At 60.6% G+C, this 16,426-nt stretch carries 13 protein-coding genes; 1 reads left to right on the top strand and 12 read right to left on the bottom strand.

Annotated elements, in window-relative coordinates; genetic code table 11:
• Positions 1 to 19 precede the first annotated feature (19 nt).
• From HT585_RS02970 to HT585_RS02915, 12 genes are all read right to left on the bottom strand, one after another.
• On the bottom strand, positions 20 to 1,072 hold the full coding sequence (locus tag HT585_RS02970) for a flagellar hook-associated family protein (protein ID WP_176351532.1): 1,053 nt from the start codon (positions 1,070 to 1,072) through the stop codon (positions 20 to 22).
• Between the two features lie 2 nt (positions 1,073 to 1,074).
• Positions 1,075 to 2,490, bottom strand: coding sequence for a flagellar hook-associated protein FlgK (flgK, locus tag HT585_RS02965; protein ID WP_176351531.1), 1,416 nt, complete (start codon positions 2,488 to 2,490; stop codon positions 1,075 to 1,077).
• A gap of 23 nt (positions 2,491 to 2,513) precedes the next feature.
• Positions 2,514 to 3,746 carry a flagellar hook protein FlgE gene (locus tag HT585_RS02960; protein WP_176351530.1) on the bottom strand — a complete coding sequence of 411 codons (1,233 nt, stop codon included), beginning with the start codon at positions 3,744 to 3,746 and terminating at the stop codon, positions 2,514 to 2,516.
• 92 nt (positions 3,747 to 3,838) lie between these two features.
• Complete coding sequence (rem, locus tag HT585_RS02955; protein ID WP_025425938.1) at positions 3,839 to 4,510, bottom strand: transcriptional activator Rem; 672 nt, start codon at positions 4,508 to 4,510, stop codon at positions 3,839 to 3,841.
• 270 nt (positions 4,511 to 4,780) lie between these two features.
• Positions 4,781 to 5,338: a transglycosylase SLT domain-containing protein gene (locus HT585_RS02950; RefSeq protein WP_425513722.1), complete on the bottom strand. Its 558-nt coding sequence runs from the start codon at positions 5,336 to 5,338 to the stop codon at positions 4,781 to 4,783.
• Positions 5,289 to 6,755, bottom strand: a complete 1,467-nt coding sequence (fliK, locus tag HT585_RS02945) for a flagellar hook-length control protein FliK (RefSeq protein WP_176351528.1) — start codon at positions 6,753 to 6,755, stop codon at positions 5,289 to 5,291. Before fliK ends, HT585_RS02950 begins: the two co-directional genes overlap by 50 nt.
• Positions 6,752 to 8,062, bottom strand: coding sequence for a chemotaxis protein MotC (gene motC, locus HT585_RS02940; RefSeq protein WP_176351527.1), 1,311 nt, complete (start codon positions 8,060 to 8,062; stop codon positions 6,752 to 6,754). The genes fliK and motC overlap by 4 nt, the downstream gene beginning before the upstream one ends.
• Positions 8,063 to 8,067: 5 nt before the next feature.
• Positions 8,068 to 9,282 (bottom strand): MotB family protein, encoded by a 1,215-nt coding sequence (locus tag HT585_RS02935; protein WP_176351526.1) that lies wholly within the window; start codon positions 9,280 to 9,282, stop codon positions 8,068 to 8,070.
• Entirely contained in the window at positions 9,279 to 9,938 is a 660-nt protein-coding gene (locus HT585_RS02930) for a hypothetical protein (protein ID WP_176352167.1), read from the bottom strand. Before HT585_RS02930 ends, HT585_RS02935 begins: the two co-directional genes overlap by 4 nt.
• A 452-nt stretch (positions 9,939 to 10,390) precedes the next feature.
• Entirely contained in the window at positions 10,391 to 11,359 is a 969-nt protein-coding gene (locus tag HT585_RS02925) for a flagellin N-terminal helical domain-containing protein (protein WP_077504326.1), read from the bottom strand.
• Between the two features lie 329 nt (positions 11,360 to 11,688).
• Positions 11,689 to 12,606 carry a flagellin N-terminal helical domain-containing protein gene (locus tag HT585_RS02920; RefSeq protein ID WP_176351525.1) on the bottom strand — a complete coding sequence of 306 codons (918 nt, stop codon included), beginning with the start codon at positions 12,604 to 12,606 and terminating at the stop codon, positions 11,689 to 11,691.
• Positions 12,607 to 12,868: 262 nt separating this feature from the next.
• Positions 12,869 to 13,786: a flagellin N-terminal helical domain-containing protein gene (locus tag HT585_RS02915; protein WP_176351524.1), complete on the bottom strand. Its 918-nt coding sequence runs from the start codon at positions 13,784 to 13,786 to the stop codon at positions 12,869 to 12,871.
• Between the two features lie 392 nt (positions 13,787 to 14,178).
• Here HT585_RS02915 and HT585_RS02910 point away from each other — a divergent pair, with 392 nt between their 5' ends.
• Entirely contained in the window at positions 14,179 to 16,104 is a 1,926-nt protein-coding gene (locus HT585_RS02910; protein ID WP_176351523.1) for an O-linked N-acetylglucosamine transferase, SPINDLY family protein, read from the top strand.
• Positions 16,105 to 16,426: the final 322 nt, after the last annotated feature.

Below are 16,426 nucleotides of genomic sequence, written 5' to 3'. Positions count from 1 at the left end.
TTTGTCCGGTCTCCTCTTCTCAGAGGTAGTTGAGCAAGCTCATCTGCTGCAGTCTCGACGTCAGCGCGTAGGATGTATCGAGCTGGGTCTTCAAGGTGTTCACACGGGTCGCCGTTTCGATCTGATCGATGCCATTGATGTCCAGGATGTGTGTATTGAGCAGCTTCTGTTGCGCCTCGAGCGACGTGGTCGCCTTCTTGACGCGCGATTCCGAGATGCCGAGCGAACTGCGTTCGCCATTCAGGCCGGCAATGGCCTGCTCGACATAACCGAATGCCGCATTGCTGATCGTGTTGCGAACCTGCGAATTGACGTTCTTGTCCATCAGCTCCGACGAAATCACGCTTGCAAGCGCGAACATGCGGAAGCTCTTGGTGTTGGCGTTGGTCGAGCTCTCGATGACCTCGCTCGCGCTGATGCGGCTCGTCATGTTCTGGCTCGACGCATCCGACCAGTTGGCATCCCAGCCAGGGCCGGTGAACATCGGCTCCAGCGTGTTGCTGATGAAATCCTGCATCTGTGCCGGTGTGAACTGGCTCATGTCGGTGAGACTGTTCGCCGACATGTAATTGGTCAGCGCCGTATCGAAAGCGGCCTTCGCCGCAGACGGAGGCACGGAGTTGTATTCGGCCAGCGGCTTGACGTCGGTGTTGATGCCCGAGAATAGAAACTCGCCGTTGAAGGAGGTGTTGGCCGCCGACGTAAAGATCTGAAGGGCGCCGTTCACTTCGGTTTTCAGGATCTTCATCGCGTCGACGCCGTCGTTACCCTTGTAGGTCACGAGTGTATCACGCACCTTCTCGGCCGCCTTCTGCATCGTCTCAAGCGCACCCTGGGACGCCGAAAGGCGCTGCGTGACGACGGCATTGGTGCTCTTCATCGCCGACATCCTGTCCAGCTCGCGCTGGAGGTTGAGCGATCGCGACGTCGTTGCGCCGAGCGTCAACCCAAGATCGTAGTGAATGCCGGTTGTCTGTTCCTGCGAACGCTTCAGCAGCTCGGCTTGAGTCTGCTGAATCGTCAGGCGCATGGCGCTCTGAATCGCCAGGTTTGAAACGAAGGACGTCTTCATGATTACCTCACAGCTTCCATAAGGGCCGCCATCATGGCGTCCACGGTGCTGACCAGCTTGGCCGATGCTTTGTAGGATTGTTCGAGATCGAGCAGCAGCGACAGTTCCTCGTCGATGCTCACTCCCGTCTGCTTGCTCAGTGCTTCCGCCGTGCGTGACAGCAGCGCCTGCTTGCTGTCGTCGGCGGTCGACGCCGTCTTGCGGAACTGCTCCAGCCAGCCAACGGAGCTGGTGGCGAAGTTCATGATGTTGCTGCTGCTGTCGAGGCCGGACAATGGGTCGAACGCCATGTTCTCGCCCATCTTGTTGACGAAGCCATCCAGCAGATCGGTGTAGCCGGCATTGCCGGTCGGGTTGTTCGACGTGCCGTCGAAACCGCCGTCGCGCAACATCAGCGGGTTTGCCTTGGCAAGCGCGTTGACCGTGATCTTCGATGCCATGCCCGGCACGATGCCCACGGGCGGAATACCGGGCGATCCCCAGGTAAACAGGCCGGGTTGGCCGCCTTCCTGGAACAAGGTCACCAGACCGCGTGCAATCTCGTCGAGCTGCGACTGGAATTTCGGCCCGACGTCGTCGCGCAGCTGCACGAGTGCGGCAAGCTTGCCCTTGGCCGTCGTGTCGGCGCCGGTTCCGGCTGCGATCGGCACGCCGTCGACATAGATCTTGTTGCCGACAGTCGTTGCATCATAGGTGTTTTGCGACGCGAAGGTGACGGACCGCGGGATGTTCTCGAACAGAACGGTTCCGTCGGTGGTGAAGATCACGGTGTCGTTGTTGCCGCGCGTCGTCGTCGAGATACCGACGATCTCGGAAACCTGCTTCAGGATCTTGTCGCGCTCATCGAGCGCGTCGTTCGGGTCGGTCCCCTGAGCGGTTGCCGCCTTGACCGCATTGTTGGCCTTCTCGAACTCCGCCAGCAAGCCATTCAGCTTGTCGACCTCCAGCGCGATTTCCTTGTCGGCATTTTCGCGCATGTCCTGAACGGACCTGGACGCCTTGTTCAGAGAATCTGCCAGGTCCCCGGCATCGGACACCGCCGTGGCGGCGATCGACTTGTTGCCGGGGGTCGCTGCAAAGGTCTGAAGGCTGTTGCGGAAGTCGGCCAGCAGCTTGGACGGCGCCGTCTCGTAATTGTTGCCGCCGAGCGCCGACTTCATCAGTTCCAGTCCCTCGCGGAGCCGTGCCTGACCGGAAGCCTCGCCCATGCCGGCGATGCTCTGTTTGAGCAACGCCTCGTTCTGGGCACGGTAGATGGATACGACCTGCGCTCCGTTCGCCGTACTCCCGAGCAGCGCAAGCCGACGCGAGTAGTCCGCGTTGCCCGCATTCGCGATGTTCTTCGACACGATCGCGGTTTGCTGCGCCGTGTTGCTGAAGGCCTGTTGTGCGATGGATATTGCGGAGGACAGCGACATGACGCGGACCGTATCTCTTTCAATTACCGTTTCAGGTTGACCAGAACTTCAAGCAGGTCAGACGCGGTCTGGAACACCTTGGAGTTTGCCGTGTAGTTGCGCTGGGCCTCGATCATCGAGGTCAGCTCGTTGGCGATATCGACGTTGGAGTTCTCGAGCGCCTTGGACTGGATGTTGCCGAAAGCGCCGGAGCCGGCAAAACCGGTGACGATGACGCCGGAATCGGTTCCCTGCGAATAGACGTTGCCAGATTGCGGCAGGAGCCTGTCCGGGCTCTGTACGGTGGCAAGTGCGATACGGAACTTCGGAATGAGGTTGCCGTCGCCGTACTTGACGTAGACGATGCCTTCCTTGTCGATCTCGAAGCCCGACATCTTGCTCGGCTTCGAACCGTCGATGCCGCCGCCGGTGCTGGTGAAATCGCCGCCGAGCTGCGACGTCTTTGTCGTGTCGATCGTCAGGGCGCCGAGATTGGCGCCCGTGCCCGGCAGGTTGTTGATAGGCGTCGTCGTCAGCGTAGCGGGCGTGGCCGAAATGCGCTTGCCGGCCGCATCGAAAGTCATGCTCTGCGAGCCGATCACGCCCGTTGCCGGCGGGCCAGCCGTGTAGGTCGAACGGTCCCTGATCTCAACCGACCACTGGTTCACGCCGGTCTTCTTGTAAACGAAATCGAGGATGCGGGTGTTGCCCTGGCTGTCGTAGACGACGAGCGACGTCGGCTTTTCGTCGCCGATGGCCGCACCCGAAGGAAGGTTCGCTTCCATCGCACCCTTGGTGGAACCGGATGCCACCAGGCCTTCGTCCTTGAGCTTGACTTCCGTCAGGCCGTCGAAACCGTTGACGACGACTGTGGGGTCGGCGCCGGCCTTGTACTCGTATCCCATCAGCTTGAAGCCGGCAGTGTTGACGAGGTTGCCGTCCTTGTCCGGCACGAAAGAGCCGGCGCGGGTCAGGAAGTTCTCACCGCCATTGCCCTGCACGATGAAGAAGCCGCCACCGTTGATCGCAAGGTCGCTCGACGACGTCGTGTAGCTGGTGCCGCCCTGCTGCGAGATGCTGTAGCGCACCTGGGTCTCGACACCGCCGGAATTGTAGTTGCCGCCGCCCGAAGGCAGGATCATCGACGAGAACTCAGTCGAGGCACGCTTGTAGCCCGTCGTGTTCGCATTTGCGATGTTTTCGGCGACTGTGCCGAGACGGTTCGACTGAGCGTTCATACCGGAGACGCCCGTTCGCATGCTGCCATAGAGACTCATATCGGATCCTCATTTCCACGTTGCAGCGACACTAGGAAGCGGGCCTTGCGTGAACCTGTCTTAGGTGCCGCAGTCGACCGCTTGAGCGCGCCTTAGTTCCAGTCGATGCAGTAGCCAAGGAAACGCTTGGAATCGATCGGGTCGAAGCCGAGCTTCTTGCGCAGTTTCTTGCGCAGCTTGCTGATATGGCTTTCAACGACGTTCTCCTCGACGTCTTCGTCGAAGATGCCGTAAATCGCGTTGAAAATCTGAGACTTGGAGACCCGGCGGCCGCGGTTCGAGACCAGGTATTCGAGAATGCGGCGCTCGCGGCGCGGCAAGGCAAACACGTCGCCGTTGATCTCCGGATCACGACCGTCCGCAAACACGCGGATCGGGCCGATGTCGGTGTAGTTGTTGATGGCCTTCAGACGCCGGCGGATCGCCGCCACCCGGGCCAGGATTTCGCGAGGGTGGACCGGCTTGCGAACGACGTCGTCGACGCCGCAGTCAAACAACGCCAGCGTGTTTTCGAGGGAGGGCGTATCGCTGACGGCGATGACGGGCGCCATCGACCGGTCGCGGATCGCGCGCGGCAAGGCAAAGGTGCTGTCACCCTGGCCGATCAGAAACGCTTCGACCGCATCGATATCTGAATCCGCCGCCGCATTCACCCACTCACCGAACTCCTTGGGATCGAAGCCCGTCGAGGGAATTCCTTCTCGCCCGAAAAGCGACGTATAGCCGTCCTTCACGAGTTCTCTATCGTCAACCACTACGATCATTCGTCCGCCTCCGAATCAGTATGGCACCGCACTGATTGAGAGGTACGAATCGAGGGATTCATGAACAACTAGAGGAAGTGAATGGGTGGAATTAATAATTGATTAACCATGTCGCGCCGATTTGATCTACATCTAGTGGCTCGACGTTAACGATCGCACTAAAATAATGTGGAAAAGTTAACGGCCTGCGACAAAACCACTTGCCGTCACATTCTCCGCGCATTGTCGCCACAATGCGGCACAGCCCGAGATCAAGCAATCATTGGTTGTCTATTGGCAGAACTGCGTGGCGTTCGGCGTCCACTTGCCGTAGCCCGTCGCGACCAGATTCGCGATCACCCGGCAGACATATTTCTTCTGCGCCGGGTCGTTGTTCGGGCCGGCGTGATAGCGCGCAACGGCCATGGTCCAGCTCTCGTGCTTCGCGCGGAGGTTGGACAGGAAGCGCGCGGCATATTCGACATTCTTGCGCGGGTCAAGCATCTCCGTCGGCGATGCGAACTGATCGCCATGGAAGTAGTAATTGATCTGCATGCAACCGAGATCGATGAGCTTGGCACCCTCAGCCCGGGCATTGGCAAAGTGGACCAGCACGTCCTGGGTGCTGTTGCCGAAGTAAGCCTTGCCCTCGATGTTCATCGCGTATGGCTGCAGCGATCCCTTGCGGCCCGTCTCCGTCAGCCCGACGGAATAGAGGATGCCTGCCGGGACGCCGTATTTCGACGCTGCCGTGATGATTTCACGCTCGCAGATGCCGGTGTCAGCACTGGCGAATGCGCTACATGTAGACGTGACCAGTGCGAGAACGCTCAGTGCCGGAAACCGCATCATCCGTACCGCCATTGCCAACTCGCCTTTCCGCCATTGAAGCCTGGCTGTCGCCATTCTGTCGCTGCCGCCCCTGGCCGCCCCCGTCCTCGGCGCGCTCGCGGCTCTGCTGGCCCGCCTGAGCCTGCTGCTGCGAACTGCCGCCGCCGGTCGAGGCATCGCTGCCAGAATTGAAGACGACGTTGATCTGATCGACTGCGAAGCCCTGGGCCCGCAACGCCTTGACCATTTCGCTCTGGTCGTCGCGCAGCTGTCGGAAAGCGTCGGCGTTTTCGACCTTCAACTCGACCTGCAACTCGTCGTCCTTCAACCGCAACGTCGCGGTCACAAGGCCGAGTTCGATCGGATGCATCTGGATCTTGAGCGTGTTCAGGGTCTTGCCTGCCTGGGCCCAGGCGCCCGGCTGGCCGAGGGCCGTACTGGGCTGCAACGATTGGGCAAAACCTGCGTCACCGGCGATCGCACTGGTGACATTGGTGGAGTTCGTGCTCATCGAAATGCCGAGATACCGTCGTGCCTCGAGCACGGTGACGTTCTCAGCCTTGGCATTTGACCGCGCTGCGTCGACCGTCGCGTGTTCGCCGTCCTTCGATATGCTCATGGAGATCGCTTGGCCCTTGCCATCGGCGCGGGCAAAGCGAAACAGCCGGTCCGTGCCCTGTTCGCCCTCGGCACCTTCCGCATTCGCGCCATGCGCATCGGCCATATCGCCGTGGGCTGCGCCCTTGGCGTTGCTGTCGCCGATGGCGTGAGCGTCGGCCGGTCCGGCCGCGCCGCCTTGCGCATCCGGACGCGCCGACGGCATCGCGTTGCCGCCGAGCAGCGTCAGCAGATCGTCCATGCTGGCGTTTGGCAACGGCTTGGCATCGGAAGCCGCCTGCCCGTCCGTCGCCTCGCTGTTGCCGTCGACGCCTTGAGGGCCGCCGGCCTGGGATTTGCCAAGCCCGCGCGACAGCGCAGCTATGCGCGCAGCCACGTCGTCCGTGTCGCCGGCCAGGTCGGGCGCGCCCGCATTCTCCCGGGCCAGCGTTGCCCTGGCGGCAGCAAGACGTTTGGCGTCCTTTTCACGCGCTGCGAGCGAGAAGCGCTCGTTCTGAGCATTCTGATTTTCAGGCGTCGGATCTTCGAGATCCCCAGGCGCGCGGTGCGTCGGCTTGGAGATCGAGATCTTTGCGTCACCGCCCTTGATGCCATCGTTGCCGATCAAAGTTGCAGCTCCCGAATGATCGCCCTCTGCGGCATCGCCGCTTCCGGCGATCGAACCCTGTGCGCCCTGACCGTTCGCCTTCTGGCGCCCGGCGGTCGCGACGGCATCCTCGAAGCCACCTGGGGCCTGCTCCTTGCCGCCCGCGCGGGCGCCCGCCTTGCCCGTCTGGGTTGGAGGCGGTGCGCGCAGGCTTTCATCCAGAGCTCTCATTTGCCTTCCCCCCTCAGCAGCGCATCGATCTCGTCGACCTTTGACCGGCCCTTCGCCACAAAACCATCGTGGGCGGGGTCGGAGGCGTCGGCAGTGTCGGCGCTAACCTCTGTCGTCTCTTCCGCTGTCGGGGCGCCGGTCTGCGCCTTCGGTTCCCCGAACGGGCTCATGCCGCTTCCCGTTTCCGCGCCGTCGACGTCATCGTTCGGCGTGACTGGTCCAACCGGTCTAACGGACAACGCTTGCGTGAAGCTTTCATCGTCCGGTGGTCTGACGACCGCGTCTGCAACCGCCTTGGCGGCATCGCGCAGGGCGCGGTCGCGCGGCGAGAGTTCCGCGTCCGGGATCGCGGCGATGCTTTGGGTCGCGGCGAAAACATCGGACGATGGCACCGACGCCAGCCCGGCGTAAAAATTGGCAAGCACGCGCGGCTCGGAGGCGCCGTCGACTGCAAGCTGTTCGGCTCGTTCGGACGCGAGCTTCGCCAGGGTCTGCTTGCCGCTGATGGCGGCGCGCCGCGCGACGCGCAGATAGACCTCCCGCTGGCGCGGCGCGTCCATGAAAGTCAGGACTTCGGAGATCCGCTCATGTGCACCTTCTTCGAAATGCCCCATGGCCAGCTCGACGAAGACATCAGCGAATTGGCTCGCGTAGGGCGACGTCAGGTAGCGGCGGGCGTAGTTCAGCGCGTAGCGGAAGCCCTTCTCCGGCAAGTTCGCCTGCACTGCGAGGTAGACAGAGCGGCGAAGTGCCGCCTCTTCGATGATCGTGCCTGGAGCCGTCAATCGCGCCCAGTCGTAGAACTTCATCGCCCCAACCGGATCCTGCTGCGAGGTGGCATTGCCCAGGATCAGAAACAGGTAGGGACCGACACGGGAGTTGCGGTACTCGGGCGCCGCCTTCGACAGGCTCTCGACGATCAGTCCGCCCTTGCCGCCGAGATACTGGCGGAGCGCATCGGTAACGCGCGAATCGAAATTGCCGTCGACATCGTGGTCGGCGAGATAGTTGAGCGTCTCCGGGTTGCCGCCGCTCATGGCGTAGACGAGCGCTGCATCGACGTTGCGCGGATCACGGAACACGGAGGCGTCTGCGGCCCTGAGCCGCTTGTCGATCGCCCCCAGCATGAAGCGCTGCATCTCGATGGCCGAATGATCGCCGAGCACCACCGAATCCTGCACATATTGCAGCGACCGGATCATCTTGAACGGTGCAAGCTCCTCGAGATCGTTGGCACTGACCAGTCCCGCCGAAAGCGGGATGGCAAGTGCCGACATCATCAAGGCGGATCTCAGGCGTCGCAGCATCGGTCCTAGCCCTTTGCCGACTGCAGCAGGATTTCGATGCGGCGGTTGCCGGGCGCATAGGGATCGCCAGGGATCTGCAGCCGTCTGTCGGCAAAGCCGGTGATCTGGCTGACGCGATCTTCCTTCAGACCGCCGCGAACGAGCATGTAATATGCGCTCTGAGCCCGCGCGGCCGACAGGCGCCAGTTGTCGTAGGTTCCGTCCTTGAACGGACGACCATCGGTGTGGCCGCGGATAGCAACGGCGCCCTGGCGCTCAGACAACAGCCTGCCGATCTTTTCCATGGCCATGACCAGTTCCTTCTGCGGCACGGCCGAACCGACGGCAAACATCTGGGAATCCGTCTGCTCGCTGATCGTCACCAGCAGGCCGCCCTCGGCGGGCGTCACCACGAGGCCTTCAGCCAGTTTGCCGGCATCGGCGCCGAGCTCCTTCTTGATCTCGGCCTTCAGCGCTTCCGCCTGCGCCGCGGCATCCTTTTTCAGGAGCTCGGCCTTTTCGGCATCGGTCTTGCCGGCTTCGGCAGGCTTCGCACCGTCCTCGGCCTTCTGGTCTTCCGCCGTTTTCTGCAGCGGCGCTGAGCCGCTTTCCATGGCCGCCTTGGACGCCAGGGCTACATCTGTCTCGGCCGTGTTGCCGGCCTCCTTGACTTCTACCTGCTTGGTCCAGAAATCCGGATCGAATGGGTCGCGATAGGCTTCGCCGCCCTCCGCACCGGTCGATGGCCCGGATTGCGCTGCGCCTCCGTCACCCTTGACGCTGATGTTTGCCTGCTGGCCCACCTCCTGCGCGATCTCGGAAAGCACGGAATAGGGGTTTTCGAAAAAGTCGGCGTCGGAATACTTCGTTTCCTCGCCCGAGGTCGCCGTCAGCTGGTCGCCGGTCTTGGCAGAGCCACCGGACTTTTCCTGCTCGCCGTCGACCTTCGATCGTTGCTGCGTCTCTTCGCCCTGCGCATCCTTGGCAGGGTCCTTGAGGCCACGTTCGGCGGGCTTCTGGTCGGTCAACTGCACCGGGTTGAAATAGGAGGCAATCGCCGCTTTCGTCTCTTCGTTGGCGGCATTGATCAGCCACATGACGAGGAAGAAGGCCATCATCGCCGTCATGAAGTCGGCATAGGCGATCTTCCACGCCCCGCCGTGATGTTCGCCATGACCGCCGCTGACGCGCTTGACGATGATGATTTCGTTCTTGCCGTTGTGGTGGCTTTCGTCGCTCATGCGAGAACCTTCCGGACAGTGTCGGCCCAAGCCGCCATTCTCGTGACGAGGATCGTGCCATCCATTTCGATGGCGAGATCGACGTCCATTGTTTCAATGTGGCGGAACACCGGCATGTCGTCGCCGAGGCTGCTCTTCAACGCTTCGAACAGGGGAAGCGGGCCCTTGACGGTGATTGCGCACCCTTCGCCGGAGACGATGCCTTGCCGTATCATCTGAGCCATATCGGCAACGGCCCGCTGCAAAAGCGCATCCTCCATGACAGGAGCAAGCACACGCGCGGTCTGGTCGCCCAGGGAAACGGCCAATTCGTCCGTCATCGCGTTGAATCGTTCGGCAACGCGGCTTGCCGCCTCTTCCTCGAAGCGCTTGGTCAGGGCTTCGATTTCGGCTGCGTGGGCAGCCTGGAGGTCGGCAATCTGGTTGGCGTGTTCAAAGGCAAGCTCTGCCTGCGCTTCCGCACGGCCCTGCTCGAATGCTTCACGGCGCTCGGCATCGACATCGACATCGATCTGAGGGACGATCGACCGCGGTGCGGAACGGTCGCTATCCGAATAGTCGATATCAAGGTCGGGAAAATATTTCGGCGGCATCATCGACAGTTCGACTTTCGGCGCGCTGAAATCCTTGAGATAGCGGGACAGCATCGCGCTCATGGCTGGAACCTCGATGCGCGCAGGCCGACAGCCGGCGATCCCCGTCTGCCCGACAGGCGCCGCCTTACGGCGCAGAATTCCCATGATGCTGACACTGCTGAAATGTCTCCCTCGGGTCCGGTCGCCGATAGCGGCGAACCCTGCATGCTTGGACTTACACAGGTCGCGCTCGGAAACTCTCATCCAGGCGGTGGACCGATGCAGGCGGCGGCGCAAATCTCATATTGGCCGGCAGTCAACCGACAGGACTGCGAGGGAAGGCTATTCGGTCAAACTTGTGCGAAAATGAATGTGTTGGACCGCGCCAGGGCAATTAGCGCGGTCCAACCGTTTCCACCGGGTGCCGTGACCGACGACATGGCAGAACTCAACCCGTTCCGGCATCCGCTTCTCAGTGGATGCGGCCGAGCGATCTCAAACCGGCGGGCCAGAGGGCCACCGGTTGGAAAACCTTACTGCTGGAAGAGGCGCAGGATGTTTTCGGAATTGGTGTTGGCGATCGAGAGCGCCTGAATACCGAGCTGCTGTTGCGTCTGCAGCGCCTTCAACCGCGTCGATTCCTCATTCATATCGGCATCGACAAGACGGCCGACGCCCTTGTCGATCGTATCCATCAGGTTGGCGACGAAACTTTCCTGCATGTCGATGCGCTTGGTGATCGCACCAAGTGTCGAGCCGGCATCCGTCAACTGTCCAAGGATCTTGTCGACGACGCGGATCATCGCGTCCATGTCGGCAGGCGTGGTGGATGCGGACAGCTTGATTTCGGTGCCGGTCGGAGGGGCTGCGGGCGGTGCGACGATCAGATAGTACGGAGCCGCGGTGCCGGTCGGCGTTCCCAGGAGCGCGTCGGCATCATAGCCTCTGGTCAGCAGGCCGCGTGCCGAGCTGCCTGAGTCGATCAGCATCGATTGCGCCGTGTCGAAATCAAGCGTCGTAATGGAGACGTTGCCGTTTCCGTCGCGGTTGAAGGAGGCGACGATCGACTTTGTGCCGACGGCGGCGGTATTGGTGTTGTAGAGCCAGTTCTCGCTCGAGAACGACGCCGATTGCGCGGCAGACATGAGCTGGTTCTTCAGCTCGGTGATTTCTTTGTTGATCTTGAGCTTGTCGACACCTGGCTCGCGCGCGGCAACCAGTTTCGTCTTGATTTCCGTGACGATGTCGATGGAAGCTTTCATCGCTTCATAGGCGGTATCGACCTTGGCCGCACCGAGGCCGAGTGCATCCTGTACCGTCGACAGAGCGGCGTTGTCGGATCGCATGGTGGTTGCGATCGACCAGTAGGCGGCATTGTCCGCCGCGGTCTGCACCCGGTAGCCGGACGAGATCCTGTCCTGCACTTCGGCCATGTTCGTGTTGATCGAGCGTAACGTCTGGAGTGCGGCCATGGCGGCCGTGTTGGTCATGATGCTGGTCATTGGTCACTTGCCCCGAATGATTTTCTGAGAACATCCCGGTGTGAATGACCGGCAGCGACGGGACCAGCGTCATGCGAACCGCCCCTGTTTTGCCCTGGGGGCGACCCTTCGCTCTTAACGAATGTGTAACGATTGTTTGGTTAACAAACGGTTAACGCCATTCAGAAGTCAGTAACGAAGGTGAACAAAAATAAGGAAATATGAAGCAGGCGTTAATGGCAGCAAGCCACAGACCACAAACGGAAAAACCGCGCCGCCCTCTCGGGCGACGCGGTTTCCTTGAGTGGATGATCATGAGGGCGAATCCGCCCCCATGTTCGATGCGCTGATTACTTGAACAGCGACAGGATGTTCTGCGAGTTGGTGTTGGCGATCGTCAGGGCCTGGATGCCGAGCTGCTGCTGCGTCTGCAGGGCCTTCAGGCGGGTCGACTCTTCGTTCATGTCAGCATCAACCAGCTTGCCGACGCCCGATTCGATCGAGTCCATCAGGTTGTCGACGAAGTCCTTCTGGAGGTCGATGCGGCTGTCGATGGCACCGAGGTCCGAAGCGGCATCGGTCATGCTCTTCAGCACGGTGTCAACACCGCTGAGGTAGTTCTTCAGCGCGGTCGTATCGGCAGCCGTGATGTTGAGGTTGAGAACGCTGATGCCGGCGATAGCCGTGCCGCCTGCATCCTTAAGCTCTGCCGTCAACAGGCCGCTTGCCGTGTTGGTTTCGTCGATCAGCATGGTCTTGGTCGTGTCGACGTCGAGCGTCGTCAGGCTGACAGCGCCGTTGGAGTCGCGGTTGAACGAACCAACGATCGACTTGGTGCCCGGAGCGGTTGCGCCGGAAGCGGTGTAGAGCCAGTTTTCACCGGAGAAGCCAGCGGACTTGACAACGCTCTTCAGCTGCTCCTGAAGCTGCGTGATTTCCTTCTGGACCTTGGACTTGTCGACGCCCGGCTCGCTGGCGGCAACCAGCTTTGCCTTGATTTCGTCGACGACGGAGATCGCAGCCTTCATGCCGGTGTAAGCAACGTCGGTCTTGGCAGCGCCGAGGCCGAGTGCGTCCTGAACGGTGCCGAGGGCCTTGTTGTCCGAACGCATGGTCGTTGCGATCGACCAATAGGCGGCGTTGTCGGAAGCATTGCCAACGCGGAAGCCCGACGAAATACGGTCCTGCGTCATTTCCATCGAGGAATTGATCGAACGCAGCGTCGAGAGTGCGGACATCGCGGCGTTGTTGGTCATGATAGAAGTCATTGGCTGAGTGCCCCTTGGGAATTCTGGATTGAAAGGGACATTCCGGGATTACCGGGAAACGGCGGCCAGCTTCATGCCTGCTAACGCGTTAATCTTGTTGGTTAACCCGCCGTTTCGATAGGCATAGAAAACACCAAGATGGTTAACGAACGTTGAAGCCGAGACCCAAAAAACCGTATAGCCAAAAGAAAAACCGCGCCTCGATCGAGACGCGGTTTTTCGTATTGCAGACCGGGACCGAAGTCGCCGGTGTCTGGACCGATTAACGGAACAGCGACAGGATGTTCTGCGAGCTGCTGTTGGCGATCGAGAGAGCCTGGATGCCGAGCTGCTGCTGCGTCTGCAGGGCCTTCAGGCGGGTCGACTCTTCGTTCATGTCAGCATCAACGAGCTTGCCGACGCCCGATTCGATCGAGTCCATCAGGTTGTCGACAAAGTCCTTCTGGAGGTCGACGCGCTTGTTGACAGCACCGAGGTCCGAAGCGGCATCGGTCATGCTCTTCAGCACGGTGTCAACACCGCTGAGGTAGTTCTTCAGCGCGGTCGTGTCGGCAGCAGTGATGTTGAGGTTCAGAACGCTGACGCCAGAGATAGCCGTGCCGCCTGCATCCTTGAGTTCTGCCGTCAGCAGGCCGTTTGCCGTTGCAGCTTCGTCGATCAGCATGGTCTTGGTCGTGTCGACGTCGAGCGTCGTCAGGCTGACATTGCTGTTGGAGTCGCGGTTGAACGAACCGACGATCGACTTGGTGCCCGGAGCGGTTGCGCCCGAAGCGGTGTAGAGCCAGTTTTCGCCGGAGAAGCCAGCGGACTTGACAACGCTCTTCAGCTGATCCTGAAGCTGCGTGATTTCCTTCTGGACCTTCGACTTGTCAACGCCCGGCTCGCTGGCAGCAACGAGCTTTGCCTTGATTTCGTCGACGACCGAGATCGCAGCCTTCATGCCGGTGTAAGCAACGTCGGTCTTGGCAGCGCCGAGGCCGAGTGCGTCCTGAACGGTGCCGAGGGCCTTGTTGTCCGAACGCATGGTCGTTGCGATCGACCAGTAGGCGGCGTTGTCGGAAGCGTTACCAACGCGGAAGCCGGACGAAATACGGTCCTGCGTCGTTTCCATCGAGGAATTGATCGAACGCAGCGTGGAGAGTGCGGCCATTGCCGAGTTGTTGGTCATAATAGAAGTCATGAGACTGTCCCTCAAAATTACAAGGTTACATGGTTGGGGACATACCGGACTAAAACGTCTACCGGTAATGACGGACCGGCTTCATGCCACTCGGCTCCGCTCACTCAAGTGAAGGAAACCAAACCCGTCATGTGAGGGTGAATATCACCCCCAATGCTTGCGATTTCATTAAGGCGGCAAGATATTTTCGAAGCAAAATCCTATGGTTAACAGCACGTTACTTTCGCTTCGCCCAAGCTCGCGAGAATGACTTCGGCGACACTGAATTTATTGGAAAACAATACGCTATTCGCCCGGCAATCCCGCCTCGGGCAAGGTTTCTGCTTCAAAACGGTATCTTGGTACATTGACGTTGCACAGGCTTGCGCGGTGACAACGGTTGCGCTTATTCCATGGAGCTTCCCTTGAACGCCCACACCATTTTCTCTTCCGCTTCGCGGCAGTATCAAAAAGGCCAGTACACCGAGGCCCTCGATTCCCTTAATCAGCTGCTCGATCTTACCCGCGATGCCAAGACCTATGCGCTTTTAGCGAAAGTGTTGCTGAAACTCGGCTTCCGGAGCGATGCGGCGCAAGCCTATCAACTGGCGGGTGAAGAAGGCGGATTGCGTTCGGAGCATTTCCTGGCCGAGGCCATGAAGCTGCATTTCGCCTGCGGCAATGACGATCAGGCCTTGAGCCTCGGCCGGCCCCTCCTCGAGCAGGCCAAGACGGATCCCGAGCTTGCCTACATCATCGTGACCTTGTTCCTGAAGCGCGACCAGGCCGACATTCTCGGCCCCTTCAAGTCGACGCTCTCGGCCAGCGCCCGGCAGGAACACCAGGTGCTTGCGGCCAAGCTGCTGACATCAGACGTCGGCAACAACGAAGACCGCGAGATCGTCACCAATCTGTTCCGGCGGACGCCTTCGAACCCGGTCCTCTTGTCCGCCTATCTCGTTTTCATGCAGGAAGTGAACAACTTCAATGAAATCGAAAACTATGCGCAGGCCCTGGAGCGCGTGATTCAGTCGAACAACAGCAAATTCCTGCGCGCGGAAACGCCATTCTACAATATCCACTGGTGCCGCGACGAAAAGCTGAACCGCCTGGCTGCAGCACTCGATCAGCCATTCCCGCCCGGCCTGCCAAAGGAGCGTCGCTCCATGCCGCATAGCTGGGGCAAGAAAATCCGGATCGGCTATCTGTCCAACGACTTCTGGGGCCTGCACGCCACCATGAAGCTGCTGCGGGCCGTGCTGACCGCCCATGATCCTGAAAAATTCGAGATCGTCCTGTTCTGCTACACGCCGGAGAAATATCTCAAGGTCGTCGGCCAAGGGCGGGAAAGCTGGGGCAGGATTGTCCGCGTCGAACACCTTTCCGACGAGCACGCTGCCCAGGCCATCCGCGACGAACAGATCGACATTCTCGTCGACCTCAAGGGACACACGATGAACAGTCGCGTCTCCATTCTCAACCACAAGGTCGCCCCTGTTCAGGTCGCCTGGCTCGGCTTCCCAGGCACCACCGTCAACACCGACCTCGACTACATCATCGGCGACCACTACGTCCTGCCCGATGGCAGCGAGGAACACTACCATGAGCGGTTCTGCCGGTTGCCCGAGACCTACCAGCCGAACGACCCCGCCGGCCGGCCCCTGCCCGCAACGACGAGCCGCGCCGAGATCGGTTTGCCTGAAGACGCGTTCGTTTACGCCTCGTTCAACGCCAACCGCAAGATTACGGTTGAGACGATGAAGGCATGGGCGGAGATCCTTCGCAGAACCCCCGATAGCGTACTCTGGCTCATGTGCCCGAAACCCGAGGCCCAGGCTCATATTCTCCGGCGCTTCCAAAGCTACGGCATCACCACGAAGCGCATCATCTTCTGCGCGAAGGTCGACTACGAAAAGCACCTCGGCCGTATCCCGGCGGCAGATCTCGGCCTCGATACCTTCCCCTGTAACGGCCACACCACAACCTCCGAACAGCTGTGGATGGGCTTGCCGGTCCTGACGCCCAAAGGCACCCACTTCGCCTCACGCGTCAGCGAAAGCCTGCTGCACGCGATCGGCGTGCCGGAACTCGTTACCGCAGACATCGACGCCTACATCGAGCAGGCGGTCGCCCTTTACGGGAACCGCGCGAAGGTCGCTGAGTACAGGCAGCGGCTCACCGATAACAGGATGCAGATGCCGCTCTTCGACTCAGAGCGCTTCTGCCGCCACCTCGAGCAAGCTTATGAGATGATGGCCGAGCGCGCCAGGAACGGCTTGGAGCCCGCGCTCATCGACGTGCCGGCCCTGCCGGCACGAACGGGATCATTCGCACAGTAAATCAAGAACGGCGGAGCAAACCGCCGACACGCCTTGCCTACCCTTAAACCCCGCCCACACGGCGGGGTTTTTTCGTTCGGGACCGCGGGCCGGCAGCGGGCACACCGCGCCCATCGTCTCACGCCTGCGCGGCAATGACAGGGTGACGCCTAGCAGCATCCCGCTTTCAGGTGAGTTCGCTGACGCGGATAAGATCGCCGGAAAACAAAATGCCCGAGCTTCCTTCGTGCGTTCTTTGAAGGCACGTTGCTTAAGACAAACCGATAAAATCGCGAAATCTAGACGGGCTTGACGGAAGACCGGTACGCCGAAACCCTATATG

Source organism: Ensifer oleiphilus, assembly GCF_013371465.1.
Taxonomy (GTDB): Bacteria; Pseudomonadota; Alphaproteobacteria; order Rhizobiales; family Rhizobiaceae; genus Ensifer; species Ensifer oleiphilus.
This window is presented reverse-complemented; position numbering and strand designations above follow the sequence as displayed.